Annotated in this window: 25 protein-coding genes; 21 read left to right on the forward strand and 4 right to left on the reverse strand. The window is 66.5% G+C overall.

Annotation, left to right across the window (positions count from 1 at the left end; translation table 11 throughout):
• Positions 1–29 precede the first annotated feature (29 nt).
• The 9 genes from KW845_RS03790 to KW845_RS03830 all read left to right on the forward strand — a co-directional run bounded on the left by KW845_RS03790 (position 30) and on the right by KW845_RS03830 (position 8,419).
• Positions 30–335: a DUF3649 domain-containing protein gene (locus KW845_RS03790; RefSeq protein ID WP_370628169.1), complete on the forward strand. Its 306-nt coding sequence runs from the start codon at positions 30–32 to the stop codon at positions 333–335.
• Positions 332–1,936 carry a PepSY domain-containing protein gene (locus KW845_RS03795; RefSeq protein ID WP_218367831.1) on the forward strand — a complete coding sequence of 535 codons (1,605 nt, stop codon included), beginning with the start codon at positions 332–334 and terminating at the stop codon, positions 1,934–1,936. The genes KW845_RS03790 and KW845_RS03795 overlap by 4 nt, the downstream gene beginning before the upstream one ends.
• A complete protein-coding gene (locus KW845_RS03800) occupies positions 1,933–2,259 on the forward strand; it encodes a DUF3325 domain-containing protein (protein ID WP_255592362.1) in 327 nt (108 codons plus the stop codon). Before KW845_RS03795 ends, KW845_RS03800 begins: the two co-directional genes overlap by 4 nt.
• A 107-nt stretch (positions 2,260–2,366) precedes the next feature.
• Positions 2,367–2,996 carry a GntR family transcriptional regulator gene (locus KW845_RS03805; RefSeq protein ID WP_218367832.1) on the forward strand — a complete coding sequence of 210 codons (630 nt, stop codon included), beginning with the start codon at positions 2,367–2,369 and terminating at the stop codon, positions 2,994–2,996.
• A 35-nt stretch (positions 2,997–3,031) separates the two neighbouring features.
• The gene (locus KW845_RS03810) at positions 3,032–4,003 is read left to right on the forward strand and encodes a tripartite tricarboxylate transporter substrate binding protein (RefSeq protein ID WP_370628170.1); all 972 of its coding nucleotides are present in this window, start codon (positions 3,032–3,034) and stop codon (positions 4,001–4,003) included.
• A 23-nt stretch (positions 4,004–4,026) separates the two neighbouring features.
• Positions 4,027–5,037: a tripartite tricarboxylate transporter substrate binding protein gene (locus KW845_RS03815; RefSeq protein WP_218367833.1), complete on the forward strand. Its 1,011-nt coding sequence runs from the start codon at positions 4,027–4,029 to the stop codon at positions 5,035–5,037.
• Positions 5,038–5,062: 25 nt separating this feature from the next.
• Positions 5,063–6,124, forward strand: a complete 1,062-nt coding sequence (locus KW845_RS03820) for an isocitrate/isopropylmalate dehydrogenase family protein (protein WP_218367834.1) — start codon at positions 5,063–5,065, stop codon at positions 6,122–6,124.
• A 2-nt stretch (positions 6,125–6,126) separates the two neighbouring features.
• A complete protein-coding gene (locus KW845_RS03825; protein ID WP_255592363.1) occupies positions 6,127–6,996 on the forward strand; it encodes an amidohydrolase in 870 nt (289 codons plus the stop codon).
• Between the two features lie 79 nt (positions 6,997–7,075).
• Positions 7,076–8,419: a tryptophan--tRNA ligase gene (locus KW845_RS03830; protein ID WP_218367835.1), complete on the forward strand. Its 1,344-nt coding sequence runs from the start codon at positions 7,076–7,078 to the stop codon at positions 8,417–8,419.
• Between the two features lie 17 nt (positions 8,420–8,436).
• Here KW845_RS03830 and KW845_RS03835 read toward each other — a convergent pair whose 3' ends face one another.
• Positions 8,437–8,943 (reverse strand): hypothetical protein, encoded by a 507-nt coding sequence (locus KW845_RS03835; RefSeq protein ID WP_218367836.1) that lies wholly within the window; start codon positions 8,941–8,943, stop codon positions 8,437–8,439.
• Between the two features lie 305 nt (positions 8,944–9,248).
• On the opposite strand from KW845_RS03835, the gene KW845_RS03840 reads away from it, so the two are divergent.
• Positions 9,249–9,962, forward strand: coding sequence for a helix-turn-helix transcriptional regulator (locus KW845_RS03840; RefSeq protein ID WP_218367837.1), 714 nt, complete (start codon positions 9,249–9,251; stop codon positions 9,960–9,962).
• Between the two features lie 97 nt (positions 9,963–10,059).
• On the opposite strand, the gene KW845_RS03845 is transcribed toward KW845_RS03840, so the two are convergent.
• The gene (locus KW845_RS03845) at positions 10,060–10,533 is read right to left on the reverse strand and encodes a BON domain-containing protein (protein WP_370628171.1); all 474 of its coding nucleotides are present in this window, start codon (positions 10,531–10,533) and stop codon (positions 10,060–10,062) included.
• Positions 10,534–10,659: 126 nt separating this feature from the next.
• Positions 10,660–13,041, reverse strand: coding sequence for an RNA-binding transcriptional accessory protein Tex (tex, locus tag KW845_RS03850; RefSeq protein ID WP_218367838.1), 2,382 nt, complete (start codon positions 13,039–13,041; stop codon positions 10,660–10,662).
• Positions 13,042–13,181: 140 nt separating this feature from the next.
• Between tex and KW845_RS03855 the strand changes: the two genes are divergently transcribed.
• On the forward strand, positions 13,182–15,263 hold the full coding sequence (locus KW845_RS03855) for an ATP-dependent DNA helicase (RefSeq protein WP_218367839.1): 2,082 nt from the start codon (positions 13,182–13,184) through the stop codon (positions 15,261–15,263).
• A 53-nt stretch (positions 15,264–15,316) separates the two neighbouring features.
• Here the strand turns inward: KW845_RS03855 and KW845_RS03860 are convergent, their stop codons facing one another.
• Entirely contained in the window at positions 15,317–16,111 is a 795-nt protein-coding gene (locus KW845_RS03860) for an outer membrane protein assembly factor BamD (RefSeq protein WP_218368613.1), read from the reverse strand.
• Between the two features lie 108 nt (positions 16,112–16,219).
• Here KW845_RS03860 and KW845_RS03865 point away from each other — a divergent pair, with 108 nt between their 5' ends.
• The 10 genes from KW845_RS03865 (at position 16,220) to KW845_RS03910 (ending at position 25,516) form a co-directional block, all read left to right on the forward strand.
• On the forward strand, positions 16,220–17,194 hold the full coding sequence (locus KW845_RS03865; RefSeq protein WP_218367840.1) for an RluA family pseudouridine synthase: 975 nt from the start codon (positions 16,220–16,222) through the stop codon (positions 17,192–17,194).
• Complete coding sequence (pgeF, locus tag KW845_RS03870) at positions 17,182–17,940, forward strand: peptidoglycan editing factor PgeF (protein WP_218367841.1); 759 nt, start codon at positions 17,182–17,184, stop codon at positions 17,938–17,940. Before KW845_RS03865 ends, pgeF begins: the two co-directional genes overlap by 13 nt.
• Positions 17,941–18,121: 181 nt before the next feature.
• Positions 18,122–19,744 carry a class I poly(R)-hydroxyalkanoic acid synthase gene (gene phaC / locus KW845_RS03875; protein ID WP_218367842.1) on the forward strand — a complete coding sequence of 541 codons (1,623 nt, stop codon included), beginning with the start codon at positions 18,122–18,124 and terminating at the stop codon, positions 19,742–19,744.
• Between the two features lie 76 nt (positions 19,745–19,820).
• On the forward strand, positions 19,821–20,558 hold the full coding sequence (gene phbB, locus KW845_RS03880) for an acetoacetyl-CoA reductase (RefSeq protein ID WP_218367843.1): 738 nt from the start codon (positions 19,821–19,823) through the stop codon (positions 20,556–20,558).
• Positions 20,559–20,651: 93 nt separating this feature from the next.
• Positions 20,652–21,224, forward strand: a complete 573-nt coding sequence (gene phaR, locus KW845_RS03885) for a polyhydroxyalkanoate synthesis repressor PhaR (RefSeq protein ID WP_218367844.1) — start codon at positions 20,652–20,654, stop codon at positions 21,222–21,224.
• Positions 21,225–21,383: 159 nt separating this feature from the next.
• A complete protein-coding gene (locus KW845_RS03890; RefSeq protein ID WP_218367845.1) occupies positions 21,384–21,920 on the forward strand; it encodes an iron transporter in 537 nt (178 codons plus the stop codon).
• A 23-nt stretch (positions 21,921–21,943) separates the two neighbouring features.
• Positions 21,944–22,276 (forward strand): cupredoxin domain-containing protein, encoded by a 333-nt coding sequence (locus KW845_RS03895; protein ID WP_218368614.1) that lies wholly within the window; start codon positions 21,944–21,946, stop codon positions 22,274–22,276.
• Positions 22,277–22,289: 13 nt separating this feature from the next.
• Positions 22,290–23,126 carry an FTR1 family protein gene (locus tag KW845_RS03900; RefSeq protein ID WP_218367846.1) on the forward strand — a complete coding sequence of 279 codons (837 nt, stop codon included), beginning with the start codon at positions 22,290–22,292 and terminating at the stop codon, positions 23,124–23,126.
• 59 nt (positions 23,127–23,185) lie between these two features.
• On the forward strand, positions 23,186–24,565 hold the full coding sequence (locus KW845_RS03905) for a 4Fe-4S binding protein (protein ID WP_218367847.1): 1,380 nt from the start codon (positions 23,186–23,188) through the stop codon (positions 24,563–24,565).
• Positions 24,566–24,628: 63 nt separating this feature from the next.
• A complete protein-coding gene (locus KW845_RS03910) occupies positions 24,629–25,516 on the forward strand; it encodes a PhzF family phenazine biosynthesis protein (protein WP_218367848.1) in 888 nt (295 codons plus the stop codon).
• Positions 25,517–25,518 lie beyond the last annotated feature (2 nt).

The following is a 25,518-nucleotide window of genomic DNA, read 5'->3' on the forward strand; positions in this document are numbered from 1 at the left end:
CTCAAATTAATCTGTTCGCAGGACTTGCAGTGAAACCTACCCCCGGCGCTGGCCTGGCGCATTATCGATGGACGGTGGCATCGCGAGTGGCCGCGGCCACGCTGGGCGGCTATGCGCTGGCCTCGGCCACGGCCGCGTGCCTGGCCGTGTGGCTGCCGCTGGCACGGGCCGATGCCGTCGTCACCGCCATGCTGCTGGCCTTCGTGGTCTACGCCATCGGTGTCACCTGGGTGTTCGCCACCCGTACCGCCTGGCGGGCCTGGGCCGGCATGCTGCTGCCCACGGCCGTGCTGGGGGCGTTGTTCTGGCTGGGCCGGCCGGTGGGGGTGGCATGAAGCCGCCGAAGCCGCAGCAACAGGGCGAGGGCCTGCGCCAGGCCATGTCCTGGCTGCATACCTGGTCGGGGCTGGTGTTCGGCTGGGTGCTGTTCGCCATGTTCCTGACCGGCACGCTGGCGTTTTTCCGCCCCGAGATCACGCACTGGATGCAGCCCGAGATGCCGTCGCGCCAGGTGACCATGCCAGCCGCGCAGGCGGCCGACGTTGCCCAGCGCTACCTAGAACAGCATGCGCCCGATGCCACGCGCTGGTTCGTCAGCCTGCCGTCGCCGCGCGAACCGCAACTGAGCCTGCTGTACCAGGTGCCCAAGCCGGCGCCGGGCGAACGGGGTTTCAAGCGCGTGAAACTGGATCCCGACACGGGGCAGGTGTTGCAGGCGCGCGAGACGCGCGGCGGCGATTTCCTGTATCGCTTCCATTTCGAGCTGGAAATGGGTTTCCCATGGGGGCGCTGGCTGGCCAGCATCGCCGGCATGTTCATGCTGATCGCCATCATCAGCGGCGTGATCACCCACAAGAAGATCTTCACGGATTTCTTCACCTTCCGGCCGGGCAAGGGCGGCCAGCGCGCCTGGATGGATGGCCACAATGCCCTGTCGGTACTGGGACTGCCGTTTCACCTGATGATCACGTTCAGCGGCCTGGTGATCTTCATGACGATGTTGCTGCCGGCCGGCATCTCGGCCGCCTACGACAATCCACGCGCCTTCACCAACGAGATGTTCCCGGCCTTCGCTCCCGCGCCGGCCGGCAAGGAAGCCGCCCCGCTGATGCCGCTGGGCCAGTTGGTAGAGCGCGCCCAGGTGCAATGGCAGGGCGGCCGCGCCGGCCGCCTGGTCGTGGCCAATCCGGGCAAGGCCGGTGCGGTGGTGTCGGTGGGCCGCGATGCCGGCGAACGCATCACTTATGGCCGCGTGGCGCCCAGCCTGCGTTTCGACGGCATCGACGGCAAGCTGCTGGCGCGCCATGATGCCGACAGTGCCGCCATGGTGACGGCCGGCACCATTATCGGCCTGCACCTGGGCCTGTTTGCCGAACCGTTGCTGCGCTGGCTGTATTTCGTGGTCAGCCTGGCAGGTACCGCCATGGTGGGTACGGGCCTGGCGCTCTGGGTGGCCAAGCGCCGCCAGAAGGCCGGCGCGGCCGCACAGCAGGCCTTCTCGCTGCGCCTCGTCGACGCCCTGAACGCGGGTTCGATCGCCGGGCTGTGCGTGGCCCTGGCCGTGTTCTTCTGGGCCAACCGGCTGCTGCCTGCCGAGCTGGCCGGACGCGCTTCCCTGGAAACCCGCGCGTTCTTCATTGCCTGGGCCCTGACGTTCCTGTATGCCTTCATGTTCCGCACGCGCATGTGGCGCGACCTGTTGTCGCTGGCTGCCGGCCTGTCGCTGGCCTTGCCCGTGTTGAACGCAATGACTACCACCCGCCATCTGGGCGTATCGCTGCCTGCGGGCGACTGGGTCATGGCCGGATTCGACCTGACCGCCTTGGCCTCGGGTGTGCTGCTGGCCTGGATGGCGCGCAAGTCGCGCAAGCCGCGCACGCAACCCGCGCGCCAGCCAGCGCGTTCGCAGGTCGCCTTGAACGAGGTCAGCCCATGATGAGCATCGCCGCTTTCTGCCTGGCATATGCCGGCTTCGCCGCCCTGTGCCTGGGCATGGACCGCCACTACGAGGCCGTGTTCGATCGCGAGCTGCCACGCCGCCACCGCACCCCCTTGCGAGCCTTGGGCTGGGCCGCGCTGGCCCTCTCGCTATGGGCATCCGCGGCCGTCTGGGGCTGGCGCTACGGCGCCGTGGAATGGATAGGCATCCTGACCCTGGCAGGCCTGCTCTTGATCTGGTTCGTCAGCTACCGCCCCGGCTGCGCACTGGCCACCGGCGGTCTGTGCGCAGCAGCCGCGCCGGTGCTGGCCTGGATGTAACCTCCGCCCGCCAGAAGAACAACCAGCCAGACACCATAAAGGCAGCCGCTATTTGCTGCCTTATTTTTTGTATGCAAAAATATATATAAATACACAATCCCGCAGCCATGCCCATCCCACAGCAAAGTTCACAAGCATTTGCCGCCTATAACGAAATCAAGCGCCGGATTTTTTCCGGCGAATTCGCGCCTGGCGCACGCCTGCGCGAAATCGAGGTGGCAACCCTGCTGGAACTGGGCCGCACACCCGTACGCGAAGCCCTGAAGCGCATCCAGGATGAAGGCTTGCTGCGCCAGGAGCCTGGCCGTGGCCTGGTCGTGACCATCATGGACCAGCAGGAAGTGGGCGAGCTGTACGCAATGCGCGAAGTGCTGGAATCAGCCGCCGCCGCATTGGCGGCGCGGCACGCCACCGATGCCGAGGTCGCCAACATGCAGGCCATCCTGCAAGAAGGCGACAGCGACCCCGTGGCGTTGAACCTGCGCTTTCACGACGCCATCTACAGCGCGGCCCACAACCGGCACCTGATCCGCCTGCTGCGCTCGCTGACCGACACCACGTATCTGCTGGGTCGCAGCACGCTCAGTTCCAAGGCGCGTGCCAAGGCAGCCCTGCAAGAACACAGCGGGATCGTGGCCGCCATTCGCAGCCGCGATCCCGGGCAGGCTGCCGAGGCCGCCCGCCATCATATTCACCAGGCCTTGCTGGAACGCTTGAAGATACTGCGCCAGCGCTGAGTCTTTCATCTATTTTCCCCAGGAGACAACCCATCATGCGTTACTTGACAAGCATCGGCCGGTGCGCGCTGGCGGCGGCGTGCATGCTGCCGGCCCTGGCCTGCGCGCAGGCCTTTCCGGACAAGCCCATCAAGCTGGTCGTGCCGTTTGCGGCCGGCGGCGGCACCGACAGCATCGCGCGCGACATGGCACGCACGCTGAGCGATCGGCTGGGCCAGCCGGTGGTGGTAGAGAACCACGGCGGAGGCGGCGGCTCGATCGGTGCAAACCTAGTGGCGCACGCCGCGCCCGATGGCTACACGCTGCTGTTCGCCACGTCGACCTTCGTGACCAATGCGGCCGCGCAGGCAACCAGTACCTACGATGTCGAGAAGTCGTTCGCGCCCGTGGCCCTGATCGGCCGCGGCCCGCTGCTTGTCGTCACCAACCAGGACCTGGGCGTGAAATCGGTGGCCGAGCTGCGCGCGCTGGTCGCCCAGCGGCCCGATGAGATCAATTTCTGTTCGGCCGGCACCGGCAGCATCAATCACCTGTCGGGCGAGTTGTTCAAGCAGAAGGCCCATGTGCAGATGACGCATGTGCCCTACAAAGGCAGCGGCCCGGCCACGGTGGACCTGCTGGCGGGGCGCGTGCAGGTGTTCTTCGCAACGGTGCCGACGATGCTGGGCCAGGTGAAAGAAGGCCGCGTGCAGTTGCTGGCAGTCACCAGCCAGCAGCGCTCGCCGCTGTTTCCCGATACGCCCACCATGGCCGAGGCCGGCGTGCCGGATTTCGACATCTCGACCTGGTGGGGCATCCTGGCGCCCGCGGGCACGCCGGCGCCGGTGGTGCAGCAGTTGAACAAGGCCGTCAACGAAGCCGCCGCCGCCGACCTGGTGCGCCAGCGGCTGACCAATGAGGGCGCCGACTTGTATGCGGGCAAGCCCGAGGATTTCGGCCGCGCCTTGTCGGCCGAACTGGCATTGTGGCGCGGCGTCGTGCAGCAGTCGGGCATCCGGCTGGATTGATGCCTTTGTCCTGGAGACAGATCATGTTCCCTTCTTCCTTTCCGATGCTGCCGGCGCGCCGCCGCATCCTGGCAGGTGCCGGCGCCGCTGCGCTGCTGGCCGCGCTGGGCAGGCCCGCGGCGGCGCAAGATGCCTACCCCTCGCGCGCGCTGACCGTCATCGTGCCGTATGCGCCGGGCGGGCAGGGCGATGTGTTCGCGCGGCTGCTGGGCGAACGGCTGGGCGCGGCATTCAAGCAGACCGTGGTGGTCGAGAACCGGCCCGGCGCCTCGGGCACGGTGGGCACCCGCCAAGTGGCGCGCGCCGAGGCTGACGGCTACCACCTGTTGCTGGGCCAGACTGGCGAGATGGCCGTCAACCCCTTCGTGATGCGCGACCTGGGCTACGACCCGCAGCACGATTTCACGGCCGTGGCGCTGGTGGGCGATTCTCCGCTGGTGCTGGTGGTGCCCGCCGCATCCCCGCATGCCGACCTGGTCGCCCTGGTCGAAGCCGCGCGGGCCAAGCCTGACAGCATCACCTATGCTTCGTCCGGCACTGCCACGCCGGGCCACCTGGCCGCCGCCGCGCTGGCGCTGGCGACTCAGGCGCGCATGGTGCATGTGCCGTATAAAGGCGCGGGCCAGGCCATGACCGACCTGTTGGGCGGGCATGTGGATTTCTTCTTTTCCAGTGCCTCGGCCGCCATGCCGCATGTGTCGGCGGGCAAGCTCAAGGCCCTGGCTGTGTCGACGCCGCAGCGCGTGGCCGCCTTGCCCAAGGTGCCGGCAGTGGCCGAGCAGGTGGCGCCCGGCTTCCAATTCAGCCTGTGGGGCGGTTATTTTGTGCCGGCCGGCACGCCTGCCGCCATCGTGCAGCGGCTGAACCAGGAAATCAACGCGGTACTGGCCGATCCCGGCATCCGCGCCCGCTTCGAAGCCGACGGCACGGTAGTGCGTCAAAATACGCCCGACGAGTTTGCCGCGTTCGTGCGCAGCGAAGCGGACAAGTATCGCCGCCTGGTCCAGGCCACCGGCGTGCGCGCAGAAGGTTAATGTCTTTGACTCTCGAGGTATGTCCATGAAGATAGTTGTTCTGCCGGGTGACGGCATCGGCCCCGAAACCATGGCCGTGGCGGTCGACGCATTGCAGGCCGTGTCGCAGCGCTTTGGCCTGGGCTTGCAGCTCGATCACGATCTTGCCGGCCACGATAGCCTGAAGCAGCATGGCGCCACTGTCACGCCGGCCGTGCTGGAAAAAGTGCGTGCCGCCGATGGCCTGATGCTGGGCCCGATGGCCACCTACGACTTCAAGGACGAGGCCAAGGGCGAAATCAATCCGTCCAAGTACTTTCGCAAGAACCTCGACCTGTACGCCAACATCCGCCCGGCCCGCACGTATCGCGGCATGCCGCCGCGCCTGGGCGAATTCGACCTGGTGGTGGTGCGCGAGAACACCGAAGGTTTCTACGCCGACCGCAATATCGAATCCGGCGGCAGCGAAATGCTGATCACCCCCGACGTGGTCGTCTCGCTGCGCCGCATTACCCGCCAGTGTTGCGAGCGCATCGCCCGCTCGGCCTTCGAGCTGGCCATGACGCGCAAGAAGCACGTCACCATCGTGCACAAGGCCAACGTGCTGAAGATCGGCGATGGCATGTTCATCGACATGTGCCACCAGGTGGGCAAAGAATTTCCCGATGTCCGCATCGACGACGTCATCGTCGACGCCATGATGGCGCACGTGGTGCGCGCTCCCGATCGCTACGACGTGATCGTCACCACCAATATGTTCGGCGATATTCTGTCGGACCTGACGGCCGAACTGTCGGGCAGCCTGGGCCTGGGCGGTTCGCTCAATGCCGGGCGCGACCATGCCATGGGGCAGGCCGCGCACGGTTCGGCGCCGGATATCGCGGGCCAGGACATCGCCAACCCGGCTTCGCAATTGCTGTCGGCCGCGATGCTGCTGAGCTGGTACGGCCAGCGCAAGGGCGCAAGCAAATTCCTGGACGCTGGCGCCGCCATCGAGCAGGCCGTTGCCGCCGCCATCGCGTCGGGCCAATGCACGCGCGACGTGGGCGGCAATCTGGGCACGCGCGCCGCTGGCCAGGCCGTGCTGGCGCACCTGCAGGCTGCTTGACGATGTCGCTGCCCGCCTTGCCTGCCGGAGCCTGCGACTGCCACGTGCATGTCATTGGCGACCCGGCCCGTTATCCGATGGCGGCCGGCCGCCCCTACACGCCAGGCCCGGCCACGCCGCAAGACTTGCGGCGCCACATGGCCGGCCTGGGCCTGGAACGCGCGGTGATCGTGCAGCCCAGCATCTATGGAACCGACAACCAGTGCCTGCTCGACGGGCTGCGCGCGCTGGATGGCGCGGGGCGCGGCGTGGCCGTGCTGGACGCGGCGGCGCCATCGCCGGTGCTGCACGGCCTGCACGGCCTGCACGCCCAGGGCATCAGGGGGGTGCGCATCAACCTGGAAAGCACGGGCCGCAGCGATGCCCAGTCGATCCGCGACGAACTGGCGTCATGGGCCCGGCGGCTGGCGCCGTTCGGCTGGCACCTGCAGGTCTATGCCTCGCTGGACGCCATCGCGGCGGCCGCGCCGTCGCTGGCCAGCCTGCCGGTGCCCGTGGTGCTGGATCATTTCGCCATGATCCCGGCCGGCACGGCACCGCAAGACCGGCGGGTACAGGCCGTGCTGAGCCTGGTGGCGCAGGGGGCCGCGTACGTGAAGCTGTCGGCCCCGTATCGCATCGACCCGCTCGCGGCGGCGCCCGAGGCGGTAGCCGCGCTGGCGGCGGCCTTCATTGCCGGTAATCCCGACCGCATCCTGTGGGCCAGCGATTGGCCGCACACCAGCCGCGAGCCGGGCAAGGCCGCCACCGAGGTCAGCGCTTATCGGCAGGTGGGCAGCGGCCGGTTGGTCCAAGGCATCGCGGCCTGGCTGCCCCAGGCCGTGCGCACGCGCGTGCTGGTCGACAATCCCGCCCGCCTGTACGGGTTCTAGCCCGTTGCGCGCCGCCCGGCCCGGCGCGCAACGACGCGCTACACTGCGGACTTCTCCGCAAATGCCCGCCGTCCCGTCCATGAGTACTCGCGTCCTTACCGGCATCACCACGTCCGGAACCCCCCATCTCGGCAACTACGCCGGGGCCATCCGTCCCGCCATTACGGCCAGCACGCAGCCCGGCATCGACGCGTTCTATTTCATGGCCGATTACCATGCACTGATCAAGTGCGACGACCCGGCCCGCGTGGCCCGGTCGCGGCTCGAGATCGCCGCCACCTGGCTGGCGGGCGGGCTGGACCCCGAACGCGTCACGTTCTACCGCCAATCCGACATCCCCGAGATCCCCGAGCTTTGCTGGCTGCTGACCTGCGTGACCGCCAAGGGCCTGATGAACCGCGCGCACGCCTACAAGGCGTCGGTGGACCAGAATACGGCCAAGGGCGTCGACCCCGACGACGGCATCAACATGGGCTTGTTCTCGTACCCGATCCTGATGGCGGCCGACATCCTGATGTTCAACGCGCACAAGGTGCCGGTGGGCCGCGACCAGATCCAGCACCTGGAAATGGCCCGCGACATCGCCCAGCGCTTCAACCACTTGTACGGGCGCGAATATTTCGTGCTGCCCGAAGTGGTCATCGAAGAAGAAGTGGCCACCTTGCCGGGCCTGGATGGCCGCAAGATGTCCAAGAGCTACAACAACACCATCCCGCTGTTCGAAGGCGGCGCCGCCGCGCTGCGGGCCGCGGTGATGCGCATCGTGACCGATTCGCGCCAGCCGGGCGAACCCAAAGACGCCGAATCGTCGCACCTGTACACCATCTACCGCGCCTTCGCGACGCCTGCAGAATCGGCGGCATTTCGTGCGCAGCTCGAAAGCGGCCTGGGGTGGGGCGAGGCCAAGCAGGCGCTGTGCGATCGCCTGGAAGATGACCTGGCGCCGATGCGCGGGCGCTACCAGGAACTGATGGCGCATCCCGAGCGCATCGAAGACATACTGCAGGCGGGCGCGCAAAAGGCGCGCAAGCTGGCCGTTCCGCTGATGGAAGAATTGCGCCAGGCTGTGGGGCTGCGCGCGGCCGCGCCGGCGGCAGGCAAGGCGGCGCCGAAGAAAGCCGGCAAGGCCGCGCGCTTTGTCAGCTTCCGCGACGACGATGGCACCTTCCGGTTCCGCCTGCTGGCGGCCGACGGCCAGGAACTGCTGCGTTCGCGCGGCTTCGCCAATCCCAAAGAGGCCGGCGCGCTGTTGCAGCGCCTGCAATCCGGAAACGCCCAAGACGTCTTGCGGCCCGAGGGCCTGGCTTATGCGGCCGTGCTCGACGGCGACACGGTGGCGCAAGGCCCCCAGGCTGACGATGAAGCCCAGCGCGATGCGCTGCTGTCCCGGGCTCGCCAGGCCCTGGCAGCGCTGGCGAACTGAGCCAGGGCCGGCTCAGGCTAGCGCCCGCCCGCCGCCACGATGCGGCCGTCGTGTACCTGGAAGCGCGGGATATTTCCCTGGCCGGCGATTTCCAGCGTATCGCCTTCGGTGTAGCCCGTGACGGTGGGGCAGTCCAGCCATTCGGGGTTGATGAACGGGAAATACTTCAAGGTGCCGCTGCCCTGGCTGGCAAACTCGAAGGTCGTGTTTGCCACCACTTCCGGGTCCCACTGGCTGGCGTCGAACACCATCGAGCACTGCGGGCCGATGCGGTAGACGATGCTGGCGCCCATGCTGGCAAAACCCAGCGCGCCCACATGCAGGCCGGCACCGTTGACCAGCTCGATGATGCGCGAGCCCAGGCGTTCCAGGGTGATCAGCTTGAACGACACGTGCACGGCATCCAGGACCAGGTGCGCGTACTGGCCCAATGTGACTTCGCCATAGGTCGCGGTGGGACTGACGTTTTGGTCATTCAGGGTTTGCGACGCGTTGGCGGCGAGCGCAAGGGTGGTGCTTCGCATAGCGAAATTATCTCCGGCAGGGGGGCGCAGTCGGGGGAAACAGCATGACGTGACCGACGGGTGCGCCCATCGCCAGAACCACGGTTTTCATCCACAAGCGGATGCCCTGATGCAGGGAAATCCGTTCTTATTGTTTTGATACAAACGGATATTTTCGCTTAATTTGTGGTGGCCCGCATGTCTTTTCAATGGACGCCACTTAGGGATTAACCCGCATTCGCCGCGCGTGATACTTCGTCCGCCATCGAAACGTACAAAGCTAACATGGCGATACAGTGCCTGCCATGACAGGACAGGAGCCATGCATGACTTACCAGCCCGGTTTTGCCGCCACCGCCTTCTTGTTGGCCGATCACGCGCGCGCCGCGATGCTGGCGGCGCTGCTCGACGGGCGCGCGTTGCCGGCCGGCGAGCTGGCGCGCACGGCAGGCGTGACGGCGCAGACGGCCAGCGCCCACTTGGCCAAGATGCTGGCAGGCGGCCTGTTGCAGGTAGAAACCGAAGGGCGCCATCGCTATTACCGCCTGGCCGGCGCGCATGTCGCCAGCATGCTGGAAGGCTTGTCGGTGATCCAGCCCGAGACGCAGGCATCGCGCCGTCCGGCGCTTAGCCCGCAGGCGCGTGAGTTCCGCTTTTGCCGCCGCTGCTACGACCACCTGGCCGGCCAACTGGGCGTGGCGGTGACGCAAGCCCTGCAAGACCGCGACTACCTGCTGGCGGCGCCCGACAAGCAGTTCGATGTGACGCCAGGCGGCGCGGCCTGGTTTTCGGGCATTGGGGTCGATGTGGATGGCCTGGCGCCTACGCGGCGCGGGTTGGCCCGCCAGTGCCTGGACTGTACCGAGCGTCGCCATCACCTGGCGGGCCCGCTGGGCGTGGCCTTGCTGGCCGCCATGTGCGAACAGCAATGGCTGCGCAGGGATGCCCGGTCACGGGCAATCAAGGTAACGCCGCGCGGCTGGACCTGGCTGGACGAACAATTGGGTATCCAGGCGCCCGCGCTGCCGCTGGCCGCTTAGGACCAACCCGCAGCGCTCGCCAGGCTTGGACGGAAAGTTCTACCGCGCCAGGCAATTCTTACGGGCCTCTACAAGGATCACTGCCCTGGTGGCGCTTTCAGGGGCCGGTGCCGCCCTGCAGTTCCGGCGTATTGCCGGCGCTGTCGTGCACTTCCAGGCGATCGTCCACGCGCCGCACGCCCGCCATGGCGGCCACTGCGGGTATCAGGGCGCTGTGCTCGGCGGCAAGAATATGGCCGGTCAGCGAAACATCGCCGGCAACGACGTCGACCGTGATGGCGCCAGGATGGCTGACCAGGCGGCCCAGCTGGGCGCGTATGCGCTCGGCCAACTGGCTGTCGCTGGCCGGCGGCTCGTCCAGGTCCATTGCGCTGCGCGCGCTGGCTGTCCAGCCTCGCACATGGTCGGCGGCCTGCTTGCCTTCGGACAGCAGGCAGTCGGCCGTGTCGTTGCGCAGGGCATTGAGGGTGTCGCACAGCTGGGCGCGGCGTCGGCGTCCCATCTGCGGATCGAAGTAGTACATGGCCGTGGCGCCCAGCGCCAGCGTAGCGATGCGATTCAGGATAGTCACTTGCGTCCTCCGCGAGTCTGGCCCTATTGCGGCCGTGCCCGCAAGACGGGCAACGGCCGGGAGACCAATGCTGCGCAAGTGATGTGCCCGGCCTGCCAGGGCCGGGCAAATGACGCCCGGGCCGCGTCAGCGCTTGAGTTTGGCGAAGGCGTCGGCCATTGCGCTATTACGTGGCTCGGCCCGGCCTGCATCGGCCTGCGGTGGACGGCGGCCTGCCGGCCGTGCCGCGCCGCGCGGCGCATCTCCGTTGCTGCCGCTGCTGCGTCGCACCGGCTGCGCCGTGTCGTTCAGGCGCATGGTCAGCGCCACGCGCTTGCGCGCCGCATCGACTTCCAGCACTTTCACGGTAACCGTCTGCCCCACGCGCACGACGTCGCGCGGGTCTTTGACGAATTTCTCGGCCAATGCCGAGATATGCACCAGGCCATCCTGGTGCACGCCGATATCGACGAAGGCACCGAAGTTGGCCACGTTGGTTACCACGCCCTCGAGCACCATGCCGGGATACAGGTCATTGAGCGTTTCCACGCCTTCTTTGAACTGCGCTGTCTTGAACTCGGGGCGCGGGTCGCGGCCGGGTTTTTCCAGTTCGGCAAAGATGTCGCGCACCGTGGGCAGGCCGAAGCGCTCGTCGGTGAAATCGGCCGGCGACACGCCTTTCAGGGCTTCGCGCTGGCCGATGATCTGCTGGACGTCGGCCTTGATCTTGGCGACGATGCGCTCGACCACCGGGTAGGCTTCGGGGTGCACCGCCGAGGCGTCGAGCGGATTCGCGCCATTGGGGATGCGCAGGAAGCCGGCCGCCTGCTCGAAGGCCTTTTCACCGAAACGCGGCACCTTGCGCAGCAGTTCGCGGGTGGGGAAGGCGCCGTTTTCGTCGCGCCACGAGACGATGTTCTTGGCCAGCAGCGAATTCAGGCCCGACACGCGTGCAAGCAGGGCGGCCGAGGCCGTGTTGACGTCCACCCCTACGGCGTTGACGCAGTCTTCGACCACGGCATCGAGCGAGCGTGCCAGTTCGCGCTGGTTGACATCGTGCTGGTACTGCCCCACGCCGATGGCCTTGGGATCGATCTTGACCAGTTCGGCCAGCGGATCCTGCAGGCGCCGGGCAATCGATACGGCACCGCGCAGCGTGACGTCGAGGTCGGGGAATTCTTGCGCGGCGCTCTCGGATGCCGAATACACCGATGCTCCGGCTTCGGACACCACGACGCGGGTGAGCTTCAGGTCGGGGAACTGGCTCATCATGTCGCCCACCAGTTTCTCGCTTTCGCGCGAGGCGGTGCCGTTGCCGATGGCGATCAGTTCGACCCGATGGCGCGCGGCCAGCGCGGCCAGCGTGGCAATGGTGCCTTCGCGGTCGCGGCGCGGTTCAAAAGGATAGACCGTGGCCGTATCCACCACCTTGCCGGTACGGTCGATGATGGCCACCTTGCAGCCGGTGCGGATGCCGGGATCCAGGCCCAGCACGGTCTTCGGGCCGGCTGGAGCCGCCAGCAGCAAGTCTTTCAGGTTGGCGGCAAACACGCGAATGGCTTCGGTCTCGCCGCTTTCGCGCAGGCGGCCGAACAGTTCGCTTTCGAAGGCCGTCAGCAGCTTCACGCGCCAGGTCCAGCGGCACACTTCGCCCAGCCAGCGCGCGCGCGGCGGTGCGTCCAGTTCGAAGAGCGCGCGGCCCAGCTTGAGGAAACCGGCAATGCGCGCCACGCAGGGGTGCGGGGTCTGGGTTTCAAGTTCCGCCTCGAGCCCTACACGCAGCTCGAGCACGCCTTGCTGGCGGCCGCGCAGCAGCGCCAGGATGCGGTGCGAGGGCAGGGTGCGCAGCGGCTCGTTGAAGTCGAACCAGTCGCGGAAATTGGCGCCTTCGGCTTCCTTGCCTTCGGCCACCTTGGAATAGACCAGGCCGGTGGACCACAGATGCTCGCGCATGTCGGCCAGCAGGTCGGCATTTTCGGCATAGCGCTCGGCCAGGATGTCGCGCGCGCCGTCGAGCGCGGTCTTGGCGTCGTTGATCGCCGCTTCCGGGTTCAGGTATTGCGCGGCCAGTGCGGCCGGGTCGCAGGCGGTGTCGGCCAGGATGGCGTCGGCCAGGGGCTCAAGCCCGGCTTCGCGGGCAATCTGGGCGCGGGTGCGGCGCTTGGGCTTGTATGGCGCGTACAGGTCTTCCAGCCGCTGCTTGGTATCGGCCGTGGCAATTTCCTGTTGCAGTTCAGGCGTCAGCTTGCCCTGCTGAGTGATCGATTCCAGGATCGCGCCGCGCCGGTCCTCGAGCTCGCGCAGGTAGCCCAGGCGGACTTCCAGGTTGCGCAGCACGGTGTCGTCGAGCCCACCGGTGGCTTCTTTGCGATAGCGCGCAATGAAAGGCACCGTGGCGCCGTCATCGAGCAATTCGATGGCCGCGGCGATTTGCGACGGGCGGCTGGCCAGTTCGGTGGCGAGCTGGGCAAGGATACGGGCTTGGTCGACGCTGGGCGCAGTGCTCGTGGTGGCAGAAGTGTCAGGCATCTCGATACGGCGGCAAAGGGAAAACAAGGGGCGGATTTTGCCACAAGGCGGCACCGGCCCGCGCGGCGCTGCGCCATTTTAGGCACGATAGGTCCGGCGGGCGGGGTATCATTTGGGCCAATTCACCGCCTGCCCCCCCGATGCTGGACCTGGATATCTCCGAGTTTTTCGCCGCCGACGGCCCCTTGGCCACGGCGCTGCCGGGCTATACGCCGCGGCCGGCCCAGGTCGAACTGGCGCAGGCCATCGGCCGCGCCATCACCGATCGCGCCACGCTGGTGGCCGAGGCGGGCACCGGCATCGGCAAGACCTGGGCGTACCTGGTGCCGGCGTTCGCGGCAGGCGGCAAAGTGGTCATCTCGACCGGCACGCGCACCCTGCAAGACCAGCTCTTCACGCGCGACCTGCCGCGCGTGCGTGCGGCCCTGGCGGCCCCGGTTACTGCCGCCTTGCTCAAGGGGCGCGCCAACTACGTGTGCCACTACCACCTCGACCGCCTGCAAGGCGATGAACGTGCGCTGAAGTCGCGCACCGAAATATCGCAATTGCGCCAGATCCAGGTATTTGCCGGTATTTCCAAGACCGGCGACCGCGCCGACCTGGGCAAGGTTCCCGAAGACGCCGATATCTGGCAACGGGTCACGTCCACCCGCGAAAACTGCCTGGGGCAAGACTGCCCGCGCATCCGCGACTGCTTCGTGGTGAAAGCGCGCCGGCAGGCCCAGGAGGCCGACGTAGTGGTAGTGAACCACGCGCTCTTCATGGCTGACCTGGTGCTGCGCGAAGAGGGCGTCACCGACCTGCTGCCCGAGGCCGATACGGTGATCTTCGATGAGGCCCACCAATTGCCCGACACGGCCACGCGCTTCCTGGGCAGCAGCGTGTCCACGCACCAATTGCTGGACTTCGGCCGGGCCCTCGAGGCCGCCGGCCTGGCCTACGCCCGCGAGGCGGCCAAATGGAGCGACGTCAGCCGGCTGGTCGAGACTGCCGCGCGTGAACTGCGGCTGGCCTGTGCGCCGCTGGACCAAGTGCCGGGCCGCAAGGCAACTTTCGAAGCCATGCCCGAAGCCGCGCAATTCGATGCCGCGCTGGCGGCACTGCGCCAGGCCATCGATGCGGCCACGCGGGCCCTCGGGGCCGTGGCCGAAAAACACCCCGACCTGTCGGCCGCCGCGCGCGGAGGCGCCGAGATCTCGCTGCGGCTGGCCCGCTGGGCACTGCCCGGGCGCGATGGCGGCGCCGGTGCACAAGCCGACGAAGGCTGGGGGCGCGATACCCACGCCCTGGCGCAGGCCGGCGATGACGGCCCGGCGCTGCCCCAGGCCGTGCTGCAAGGCATCGCGGCCGCCACCGATTACACCGGGCCCGCGGTGCGCTGGGTCGAGCACGGCCAGCATCATGTGCGCCTGCATTCGGCCCCGCTGTCGGTGGCGCAGGCATTCTCGCGGTTCCGCAAGCCGGGCCAGGCCTGGATACTGACCTCGGCCACCTTGTCCGTGCACGGAGACTTCAAGCATTACACCAGCCAACTGGGGCTGGACGATGCGCGTACGGGGCGCTGGGAGTCGCCGTTCGACTACACCACGCAGGGCCTGCTGTTCGTGCCGCGCGACATGCCCGAGCCGCAATCGCCGCGTTTTGTCGAACGTTTCGTGCAGACCCTGATGCCGCTGCTCGAGGCCAGCCCGGGCGGCACGCTGGTGTTGTGCACCACTTTGCGGGCCGTCGATCGCGTGGCCGCGCTGCTGGCCGACACCTTCGAAGACCAGGGCCACGAATGGCCGCTGCTCAAGCAGGGCGACGCAACGCGGCGCGACCTGCTCGAACGCTTCTGCAAGCTTGAACATCCTGTGCTGGTGGGCAGCGCCAGTTTCTGGGAAGGCATCGACCTGCCCGGCGACGTGCTGACCCTGGTGGCCATCGACAAACTGCCTTTCGCTCCTCCTGATGATCCTGTCATCGAGGCGCGCTTGCGCGCCTGCCGCGTGCGGGGCGGCAATCCGTTTGCCGAATACCAATTGCCCGAGGCCGCCATTTCGCTCAAGCAGGGCGCGGGCCGCCTGATCCGTACCGAGCGCGATTGGGGCGTGCTGATGGTGGGCGACGCAAGGCTGGTTGAAAAGCCCTATGGCAAGCGGCTGTGGCGCGGGCTACCGCCGTTTTCACGCACCCGCGACCTGAACGAAGTCCTGGCGTTCTACGCACGGCGAGTTGTCTGAAATGCAACGTGCCGCCCGAAGGCGGCACGCATGCTAGCCGATGGCGCGCGCGTCTACTTCCACGAGAACGGGTTCCACCAGCTTTTGTCGGTAAGCAGGGTTTGCTCGTTGACGGTGCCGTTGGGGTAGTTGGTCTTCAGCACGCGCTGGGCGTCGTCTTTCAAGTCGGTAAGCCCAAGCTTGTCGTACGAGGCCACCATGATGACCAGGGCTTCTTCGGATGCGGGCGCACCCTCGAAGTCGGTGATGACGGTCTGGGCGCGGTTGGCCGCGGCAACATAGGCGCCGCGTTCGTAGTAGTAGCGCGCCACGTAGACTTCGTTCATGGCAATCGCGTTCACCAGCCAGGTGACGCGCTTTTCGGCGTCGGGCGTGTACTTGCTGGACGGGTAGCGCTTGATCAGTTCGTTGAACGCGTCGTAGGACGCGCGCAGGCCCTTGGGGTCGCGCTCGGCCGGGTCCTGGCCGGTCAGGTTGCTCATGAAGGCGCTGGCCGGCGTGAAGTTGATCAACCCCTTCAGGTACAGCATGTAGTCCGTGCCGGGGTGGTTGGGATACATCTGCTGGAAACGGTCGATGGCGGCCAGCGCCTGTTCGTTTTCGCCGTCTTTCCAGTTGACATAGGCCAGGTCGATCAGGGCCTGCTGGGCATAAACGCCGAACGGATAGCGGCTTTCGATGGCCGTCAGGCGTTCGCGTGCTTCGGTCCAGGCGCCCGCGTCGGCCTCGGCCTTGGCGTCGGCGTACAGTTGTTCTGCGCTCCAGCCGGCGGTCTTGTCATATTTTGTGTCAGTCCCACTGCAACCCGCGACAAACAGGGCAACAGATAGCGCGATGGCCGCGCGCAGGGGCCATCCGCGACGAGCAGGGCGGTTCGAGAGGGCGGCGATGCGGAAAATCACGAGATTGGTTTCCTTGGTGTTAGGATGGCACGCTGAATTATATGATCTGTCTTCATGTCCCATACAGACGCCCCTGCCGCCGCCAGCGCCGGCCTCGCGGCGGATGACGAACCCCAGTTCATCACGATACCCGCGGACACGCGCGCCGACCGCCTGGATAAAGTCCTGGCCACCCTGCTCGACGGGCATTCCCGCAGTCGTTTGCAGGGCTGGATCGAGGCCGGCTGGGTGCAGGTCAATGGGGCGCCGGCCAAGGTGCGCCAGGTGGTCGGCCCGGGCGACGTGCTGGCGGTCTGGGAACAGCCCGCCCCCGAAAGCCTGGCATTCGCGCCCGAACCCGTGGATTTTGCCGTGGTGGACGAAAGCCCCGACTGGATCGTGGTCGACAAGCCAGCCGGGCTGGTCACCCATCCCGGAGCCGGCAACTGGCATGGTACCTTGCTTAACGGCCTGTTGCACCGTTATCCCGAATTGGCCCGGGTAGCCCGGGCGGGCATTGTGCACCGGCTCGACAAAGACACCTCGGGCCTGATGGTCGTGGCCCGCAATGAACTGGCCCAGACCCATCTGGTGCGGCAATTGCAGGCGCGCAGCATGGGCCGCGAATACATTGCCCTGGCGCATGGCTGGCTGCGGGCCGCGGGCAAGGTCGATCGCCCCATCGGCCGCGACGCCCGCGTGCCGGTGCGCATGAGCGTCGACCGCCCCATCGCGCCCAAGCCCGCGATCACCCATTACACGCCCGCGCGCCGCGGGCAGGCGCCAGCGGGTGAACCGGTGACCGAAGTGGTCTGCCGCCTGGAAACCGGCCGCACGCACCAGATCCGCGTGCACTTGGCCAGCCTGGGCCATCCCTTGTTGGCCGACACGCTGTACGGCGGCCGGCCAACGGCCGGTGCCGCGCGCCAGATGCTGCATGCGCGGGCTTTGCATTTCGATGATCCGGGCGGCCGCGGGCCGGCCGCTTTCCGCGCAATGCCGCCCGACGACATGCGCCAAGTACAGGAAGCCCTGCAATGGACCGGCTGATTCACGGTTTGCCCGTCGTTACCGGCCCGCAATGGCCAGGAATACGCTATTTCTGCACCACGCGCGGCGGCGGCGCCGGTGTGGCGCCGCATGACACGCTCAATCTCGGCCTGCGGGCCGGCGACGAGCCCGGCACCGTGCTGGAAAACCGCCGGCGCGTGCGGGCGGCGGTGCCGTCCGATCCCCTGTGGCTGCGCCAGGTGCATGGCAGCGATGTGGTCGATGCCGATCGTGCATCGGCAGACGAAGAACTGGCCGCCGATGCCAGCGTGACCGCAGCCCGCGGGCGCGTACTGGCCATCATGGCGGCCGATTGCCTGCCGGTGCTCATTACCGACCTGGACGGCACCGTGGTCGGTGCGGCGCATGCGGGTTGGCGCGGCCTGGCCGGCGGAGTGCTCGAGCGCACCCTGGACAGCCTGCGCGCCAAGGCTCCTGGCGCACTTGGCTGGCGCGCCTGGGTCGGGCCAGGAATCGGACCGGGTGCATTCGAAGTGGGGGCCGACGTGCGCGCGGCCTTCGAGCCCGACGGCCCCGATGCCTTGGCGCATTTCATGCCGCGCCCCGGGGTGCCGGGCAAATGGCTGGCCGACCTGCCGGCGCTGGCATTGCTGCGCCTGCGGCGTGCCGGCGTCGAAGACCCGCAGGCCAGTGGCTTGTGCACCGTGTCGGACCCCGGACGCTTTTTCTCGTATCGCCGCGACGGCGTCACCGGCCGCATGGCGCTGCTGGCGTGGCGCGAATAGGGCTGCTACGCCGCGCCGCCGCATCGGCCTGCCAGCCTCTCGCCGCGCCTGTCGGGGTATCCTTGTATACCCGCATTGACAGCCCCTATGTCGCCATGCACCATCGGGCTGTCGCGCAGTCTTAACGCCGGGTTCTGGCTGGCAGTCTTCGCCCCGTACCCGACCATAATATGGTGTCGAAGTGAACGCCCCTCTTTCTTCTGCATGGCCCGTTCCGGTTAGCGTGGCGCCGGACGCCCTGGCAGACATCCAGGCCGAGTTCTCGCGCGATTGGCTGCGCATCTACGACGAAGCCCGGCGCGGCGTGCTGGCACCGCCCGCCGATCGCCGCTTCCGCGGTCCGGCCTGGGCCGCCAGCGCCCAGCACACCTTGCTGGCGCATGCCTACTTGCTGTCGGCGCGCGCGCTGTCGCGCATGGTCGATGCCGCGCAAGTGAGCGAAGCGCTGCGCAACCGGCTGCGGTTTTCCATCATGCAATGGGTCGATGCGCTGTCGCCGTCGAATTTCCTGGCGCTCAATCCCGATGCGCAGCAGTCCGTCATCGACACGGCCGGCCGCGCGCTCAGCGACGGCCTGGCCAATCTGGTCAACGACTTGCGCAAGGGCCGCATCAGCCATACCGACGAAAGCCAATTCGAAATCGGCCGCAATGTCGCGACCACGCCTGGCCAAGTGGTGTTCCAGAACCCGCTGTTCCAGTTGATCCAGTACGCCGCACAAACCGATACCGTGCACGAGAGCCCGCTGGTCATCGTGCCGCCCAATATCAACAAGTTCTACATTCTGGACCTGCAGCCGGCGAACTCGCTCGTGCGCTATGCGGTCGAGCAGGGCCACACGGTATTCATGGTGTCGTGGCGCAATCCGCTTGCTGCCGACAACGATGGCGTCGACGCCGCCACCTGGTCGCAATACCTGGACGATGGCGTGCTCAAGGCGCTGCAGGTGGCCAGCGACATTGCCGGCCAGCCGCAGGTCAACGCCCTGGGTTTCTGCGTGGGCGGCACGATGCTGGCCTCGGCCTTGGCGCTGGCGCAGGCGCGCGGCCAGCGTCCGGTGGCCGCGCTTACCCTGCTGACTGCTTTGCTCGATTTTCACGATACAGGCATCTTGCAGGTGTTCGTCGACGAAACCCATGCCCTGATGCGCGATCGCCAACTGGGGCAGGGCGGCCTGATGGCCGCCCGCGACCTGGCCACCACGTTCTCCTTCCTGCGGCCCAACGAACTGGTCTGGAACTACGTGGTGGGCAACTACCTGAAAGGCCAGACGCCGCCGGCCTTCGATCTGCTGTACTGGAACGGCGACAGCACCAACCTGCCCGGGCCGTTCTTCACCTGGTATTTCCGCAACACGTATCTCGAAAACAATCTCAAGGTGCCAGGGCGCGCGCAGGCCTCGGGCACGGCGCTGGACCTGACGCGCCTGGATATGCCTGCCTACCTGTACGGCTCGCGCGACGACCACATCGTGCCCTGGACCTCGGCTTACGCATCCACGCAATTACTGCGCGGACCGCAGCGTTTCGTGCTGGGGGCATCCGGGCATATTGCAGGCGTCATCAATCCACCTGCCTCCGGCAAGCGCAGCTATTGGGCCAGCGACAATCCGGCATTGCCGGGCGATCCGGGTGCCTGGCTGGCGCAGGCCACCGAGCATGCCGGCAGTTGGTGGCCCGACTGGTCGGGCTGGCTGGCGGGGCATGCCGGCGCCAGGCGCAAGGCGCCCGCGCGCCCGGGCAATACCCGCCATCGTCCGCTGGAGCCGGCACCGGGCAGCTATGTGAAAGTTCGGGCAACTTGAACGGCCCGCGTGGGCCGAACCCGATGGACAGTATGTAGTTATTTAGTTAGGCGCCCAGCGCGCAGGAGGAAGACACATGAGCGGGAAACTCGCATACGTCACGGGCGGCATGGGCGGCATCGGCACGGCAATCTGCCGTCGGCTTGCCAAAGACGGCTTTCGCGTAGTGGCTGGCTGCGGTCCCAGCCGCAACTACCAGCAATGGATCGATGAGCAGGCGGCCCAGGGCTATACCTTCTATGCGTCGGTGGGCAATGTCTCCGACTGGGATTCCACGGTAGCCGCCTTCGAGCGCGTCACCAGCGAACTGGGGCCGGTCGATGTACTGATCAACAATGCCGGCATCACCCGCGATGGCCTGTTTCGCAAGATGTCGGCCGATGACTGGCGCGCCGTCATCGACACCAACCTGAACAGCCTGTTCAACGTGACCAAGCAAGTCATTGACGGCATGGTCGCGCGCCAGTGGGGCCGCATCGTCAACATCAGCTCGGTGAACGGCCAGAAAGGCCAGTTCGGGCAGACCAACTATTCCACCGCCAAGGCCGGCATCCATGGCTTCACCATGGCGCTGGCGCAGGAAGTGGCCAGCAAGGGCGTCACCGTGAACACCGTGTCGCCCGGCTATATCGGTACCGACATGGTGCGCGCCATCCGGCCCGACATGCTCGAGAAGATCGTCGCCACGATCCCGGTGCGCCGCCTGGGCACGCCTGAAGAAATCGCGTCGATCACGTCGTGGCTTTCCTCCGACGAATCCGGCTTTGCCACGGGCGCCGATTTTTCTCTCAACGGCGGCCTGCACATGGGCTGATCATGAATCGGCCGGAAAGACGCCAGGCTGTCTTTCCGGCTTACACTGGGAATACTTCAAAGTTAAAGAGATCTCACGATCTCGGGGACAACCATGACGCAAGCACAAACCGGCGCCAGCCTGCGCCTGATCAAAAAGTACCCCAATCGCCGTCTGTACGACACGCAGACCAGCACTTACATCACCTTGGCCGACGTCAAGCAATTGGTGCTTGCCACCGAAGAGTTCCAGGTGGTCGACGCCAAGAGCGGCGACGACCTGACCCGCAGCATCCTGCTGCAGATCATTCTTGAAGAGGAAAGCGGCGGCATGCCCATGTTCTCGTCGAACATGCTGTCGCAGATCATCCGCTTCTACGGCCATGCCATGCAGGGCATCATGGGGTCGTACCTGGAAAAGAATATCCAGGCCTTCATGGAGATCCAGCAACGCATGGCCGAGCAGTCCAAGGGCCTGTACGGCAGCCAGTTCGGCCCCGAGGCCTGGACGCAGTTCATGAATGTGCAGACACCCATGCTGCAGAACATGATGAACAACTACATCGACCAGAGCAAGAACCTGTTCGTCCAGATGCAAGACCAGATGCAGGACCAGACCCGTGCCATGTTCTCGTCGTTTCCGTTCACGCCTGGCGGTGGCCCGCAGGGCGGAGGCGGTCGCAAATAGGCGTTTGGCAGGCCCGGTTTTTCAAGGGGTGGGCCTGCGCGGGAATTAGTGCGGCTTGCGATATGTCAGGAGCTTGTCAGGTCGTTCACGATACAGTAATGAAAACGGTTCTTGTTTAACGGAACCGTTTTCTTCTTTCCGTATCTTGAGGCTCCGCACATGTTGAAAAAAGTCTTGGCCCTGGCCGCCGGCCTGGCGCTGTCGGGTAGCGCCCTGGCCGTCGAATACCCCATCGGCGAGCCGGTGGAAAAGGGCGGCATGGAGATCGGCGCAGTGTATCTGCAGCCGATCGAAATGGATCCGCCCGGCATGATGCGCCCCGCCAAAGACTCCGACGTGCACCTCGAGGCCGATATCCACGCCACTGCCGGCAACAAGACCGGCTTTCCCGAAGGCGAGTGGGTGCCGTACCTGGTGGTCAAGTACGAAATCCAGAAATCCGGCAGCCAGAACGTCCAGAAAGGCACGTTCATGCCCATGGTCGCCAACGACGGCCCGCACTATGGCGACAACGTCAAGCTCGAAGGTCCGGGCAAGTACAAGCTGAAGTACACCATCCTGCCGCCCACGGCCGACAAAATGAGCCACTTCGGCCGCCACATCGACAAGGAAACCGGCGTGGGTCCGTGGTTCGAACCCTTCGATATCGAATACGAGTTCGTCTTCGCCGGCACTGGCAAGAAGGGCGGGTATTGATCGTGCGTCGCCGCCACGCCTGGCTGGCCGCGCTGTCGCTGTGCGCCGGGTTGGTCGTCGCGCTGCCCGGTGTGGCGCGCGCCGAACTGCCCACCTTCAAGCTCACGTTCAAACCCGACGGCACGTTCGAGCCGGCCCGCCTGGAAGTGCCGGCCGGACGTTTCAAGATCGAACTGGTCAACGAAAGCAACGAGCCGGTCGAGTTCGAGAGCATTCCCTTACGCAAAGAAAAGGTCATGGGCCCGGGCGTGCGCTCGTTCGTGGTGATCACCATCTCGCGGCCCGGCGAATATCCCTTCTTCGACGATTTTCACCAGGATGTGCGCGGCACGCTGGTGGTCGTTCCCAAAGACTGATCCGGCGGTATTCATGGAACAGGTACTTTTCATCGTCTGGCGCGAAAGTGTCGAAGCCCTGCTGATCGTGGGCATTCTCTATTCATGGCTGCGCGCCAGCCCCGAGGGGCGGCGCGGGCTGCCTTATCTGTGGGGCGGCGTGGCCGCCGGCCTGGCGCTGGCCGTGGCGCTGGCGCTGGTGCTGCTGGGCGTGTCGTCGTGGCTGAGCGACGAGGGCCAGGAATGGTTCCAGGCGGGCATGTCGCTGGTGGCATGCGCGCTGGTGGTGCAGATGGTCATCTGGATGAAAAAGCACGGCCGCACCCTGAAAAACGAGCTCGAATCCGGTGCCAGCACCTCGCTCGCCCAGGACAGCTGGTGGGGCTTGCTGGTACTGGTCATGATCGCCGTGGCGCGCGAAGGCAGCGAGACCGTGGTGTTCCTGTATGGCAGCGTGTCCGCCGGCCAAGGTGCCGATACCGCCATGCTGGCGCTGGCCGGCGTGGCCGGTTTCGCCATCGCGTTGCTGACCTTCTGGCTGCTGCAACTGGGTGGCAAGCTGATCACCTGGCGGCGTTTTTTTCGCCTGACCGAAATCCTGCTGTTGCTGCTGGCCGGTTCCTTGCTGATGGGTGGCCTGGACCGCTTGATATCGCTGGGTGTGCTGCCTACCTTGGTCGATCCCATCTGGGACAGCTACTGGCTGCTCGACGACAGCAGCGGCGTGGGCAAGGTGTTGGCCGATTTTGCCGGCTATCGCGCTTACCCCGCATTGATGTCGGTGCTGTTGTGGCTGGCGTACTGGGTAGTGGTATGGGCACTGTTGCGGCGGGCGGGCAGGCCGCCCAACCGCGTGGCGGTACCCGCGTAATGACACAGTTGCCTGACCGGCCGGCGCTCTTGCCGGCCATTGCATTTGAAGGTTGATCCATGGCAGCCGTACTCGGGCGTTCCGCCGCCCGCTTCGCCGATTTCCTGCGCGACCATGCTCCGCTGCTGCGCAAGCTGCAATGGGGCATCGTCGGCGTATACGCGTTCCTGCTGATCGTTCCCCCGCTGCTGCCCTTGCCCGACAATGCCGCGACGGTGTTCAACAACCTGACCATCGTGGCGCAGTTCGCGTTCTGGGGCGTGTGGTGGCCGTTCGTGCTGGTGTCCATCCCGTTGCTGGGCCGCGCGTGGTGCGGCTGGCTCTGTCCCGAAGGCATGCTGACCGAATGGGCCAGCGAACGCGGGCAGGGCCGCTCCATCCCGAAGTGGATGCGCTGGGGCGGCTGGCCTTTCGTGGCATTTGCGCTTACCACCATCTATGGCCAGCTGGTCAGCGTGTACCAGTACCCGCTGGCCGTGCTGGCGGTGCTGGGCGGCTCGACCATGGCCGCCATGGTGGTGGGCTGGCGCTATGGTCGCAGCAAGCGCGTGTGGTGCAAATACCTGTGCCCGGTCAACGGCGTGTTCAACTTGCTGGCCAAGCTGGCGCCCTGGCATTTCAAGGTCAACGAAGATGCCTGGCGGCACCCGGTCATACGCATCGAGCCGATCAATTGCGCGCCGCTGGTACCGTTGCGCCACATGAAGGGCGCGGGCGACTGCCATATGTGCGGCCGCTGCAACGACTACCGCGGCGCCATTGCGCTGACGCCGCGTTCGCCCGAAGAAGAAATCGTGCGCGTGGCCACCGGCGACGGCTGGCAAACCGCGCTGATCTGTTTCGGGCTGATGGGCATCGCCATTGGCGCGTTCCTCTGGAGCGCCAGCCCCTGGTTCGTGACCGCCAAGCAATGGGCCGCCGTCTGGCTGGTGGAACACGACATCCTGTGGCCGCTGATGGACAACGCGCCCTGGTTCATCCTGACCCACTACCCGGAAATGAACGACAGCTTTTCGTGGCTGGACGGCGCCGGCATCTTGATGTTCGTGGTGGGCAGCACCGTCATCGTGGGCGGCGGCGCGTTCGCCGCGTTGTGGGCGGCCGACCGTGTCGCCCCGGCCAGCCTGCCTGGCGGGCGCCTGGCGGGCTTGCACAAACTGGCGCAGGCGCTGATCCCGGCGGCCGGCGTCGGCGTGTTCCTGGGCCTGTCGGCCACCACCGTTACCTTGCTGGGGCATGAGGGCGTCAATACCGGCTGGGCCGATCCGGTGCGCTTTACCTTGTTGACGCTGGCCGTGGCCTGGTCGTTGCGGCTGGGCTGGCGCCTGCTGGCCCAGCGGGCGGTTGCCTGGCCGCGCAAGGCTGCGGCGTGGCTGTTGATGGCGGGCGGCCTGGCGCCGTTCTGCACGGCCTGGATCCTGTTCTTCGCGGTCTGGTAACGGCGCGCCATCCGGGCCGGCGCGCACGCTATCATCGGTTTTTGCCGATTGCCACCGCGCGCCATGCACACTTACGCGTTCCGCCTGCTCAACGTTTTTGCACAAACCACGTTTGGCGGCAACCCGCTATGCGTCTTCGAAGATGCGCGCGGGCTGGAAGACCAGGCCATGCTCGACCTTGCGCGGCAATTCAATTTGTCGGAAACCACATTTGTGCTGCCCAGCAAGCAGGCCGACGCGCAAGTGCGCATCTTCACGCCGGGCTATGAAATGCGCTTTGCCGGCCACCCCACGCTGGGTACGGCGCAGGTGGTGCGCGACCTGGCCGGCAGCGGCGACAGCCTGTCGCTGGAATTTGCCGCGGGCATCGTGCCGGTGCATGCGCGTGGCGATACCTGGACATTCACCGCGCCAACCGCCGGCGTGCCCAAGACGGCGGCGCCCGCCTTGTCCGCGGCCGAGATTGCCGGCCAGCTCGGGCTGCGGATCGATGACTTGCTCGATGCGCCGATGTGGGTCGATACCGGCGCCGATCAACTGCTGGTACCGCTGAAAACGCCAGAGGCCGTGCAACGCGCCCAGCCCGACAGCAGCCAGTTGCATCGGTGGCAGCCCAGCAGCCTGGGTCGCAAGACGGCCTACGTATTTGCGTTCGACCCGGCGCCCGGGCCCGATGGCCGTCAGGCAGTGCGGGCGCGCTATTTCTTCACGAAAGAAGGGGGTGGGGTGGCCGAAGATCCGGGTACCGGATCGGCCTGCGCCAACCTGGGCGGTTGGCTGGTGGCGCAGGGCAAAGAGCTGCCCGCGCGGATTCTGGTACAGCAGGGCGACCAGGTCGCACGGCCTTGCCGCCTGTACCTGGATGTCGCGCCCGATGGCGCGATCCGGGTAGGCGGCAATGTGATCGAGCTGGGCCGCGGCACGGTGCGCATCCCGCAGCCCCGGCCCTAGCC

The organism is Bordetella sp. BOR01 (genome assembly GCF_019218885.1).
GTDB lineage: Bacteria > Pseudomonadota > Gammaproteobacteria > Burkholderiales > Burkholderiaceae_B > Bordetella_A.

Bases quoted from the DNA above. Each gene is read 5' to 3' on its own strand.
- KW845_RS03840 (WP_218367837.1), top strand. From the start codon at position 9,249: ATGACTTACCAGCCCGGTTTTGCCGCCACCGCCTTCTTGTTGGCCGAT.
- KW845_RS03800 (WP_255592362.1), top strand. From the start codon at position 1,933: ATGATGAGCATCGCCGCTTTCTGCCTGGCATATGCCGGCTTCGCCGCC.
- KW845_RS03855 (WP_218367839.1), top strand. From the start codon at position 13,182: ATGCTGGACCTGGATATCTCCGAGTTTTTCGCCGCCGACGGCCCCTTG.
- KW845_RS03865 (WP_218367840.1), top strand. From the start codon at position 16,220: ATGTCCCATACAGACGCCCCTGCCGCCGCCAGCGCCGGCCTCGCGGCG.
- KW845_RS03835 (WP_218367836.1), bottom strand. From the start codon at position 8,943: ATGCGAAGCACCACCCTTGCGCTCGCCGCCAACGCGTCGCAAACCCTG.
- tex (WP_218367838.1), bottom strand. From the start codon at position 13,041: ATGCCTGACACTTCTGCCACCACGAGCACTGCGCCCAGCGTCGACCAA.
- KW845_RS03905 (WP_218367847.1), top strand. From the start codon at position 23,186: ATGGCAGCCGTACTCGGGCGTTCCGCCGCCCGCTTCGCCGATTTCCTG.
- KW845_RS03900 (WP_218367846.1), top strand. From the start codon at position 22,290: ATGGAACAGGTACTTTTCATCGTCTGGCGCGAAAGTGTCGAAGCCCTG.
- KW845_RS03795 (WP_218367831.1), top strand. From the start codon at position 332: ATGAAGCCGCCGAAGCCGCAGCAACAGGGCGAGGGCCTGCGCCAGGCC.
- phbB (WP_218367843.1), top strand. From the start codon at position 19,821: ATGAGCGGGAAACTCGCATACGTCACGGGCGGCATGGGCGGCATCGGC.
- KW845_RS03820 (WP_218367834.1), top strand. From the start codon at position 5,063: ATGAAGATAGTTGTTCTGCCGGGTGACGGCATCGGCCCCGAAACCATG.
- pgeF (WP_218367841.1), top strand. From the start codon at position 17,182: ATGGACCGGCTGATTCACGGTTTGCCCGTCGTTACCGGCCCGCAATGG.
- KW845_RS03805 (WP_218367832.1), top strand. From the start codon at position 2,367: ATGCCCATCCCACAGCAAAGTTCACAAGCATTTGCCGCCTATAACGAA.
- KW845_RS03810 (WP_370628170.1), top strand. From the start codon at position 3,032: ATGCGTTACTTGACAAGCATCGGCCGGTGCGCGCTGGCGGCGGCGTGC.
- KW845_RS03815 (WP_218367833.1), top strand. From the start codon at position 4,027: ATGTTCCCTTCTTCCTTTCCGATGCTGCCGGCGCGCCGCCGCATCCTG.
- phaR (WP_218367844.1), top strand. From the start codon at position 20,652: ATGACGCAAGCACAAACCGGCGCCAGCCTGCGCCTGATCAAAAAGTAC.
- KW845_RS03825 (WP_255592363.1), top strand. From the start codon at position 6,127: ATGTCGCTGCCCGCCTTGCCTGCCGGAGCCTGCGACTGCCACGTGCAT.
- KW845_RS03910 (WP_218367848.1), top strand. From the start codon at position 24,629: ATGCACACTTACGCGTTCCGCCTGCTCAACGTTTTTGCACAAACCACG.
- KW845_RS03830 (WP_218367835.1), top strand. From the start codon at position 7,076: ATGAGTACTCGCGTCCTTACCGGCATCACCACGTCCGGAACCCCCCAT.
- KW845_RS03890 (WP_218367845.1), top strand. From the start codon at position 21,384: ATGTTGAAAAAAGTCTTGGCCCTGGCCGCCGGCCTGGCGCTGTCGGGT.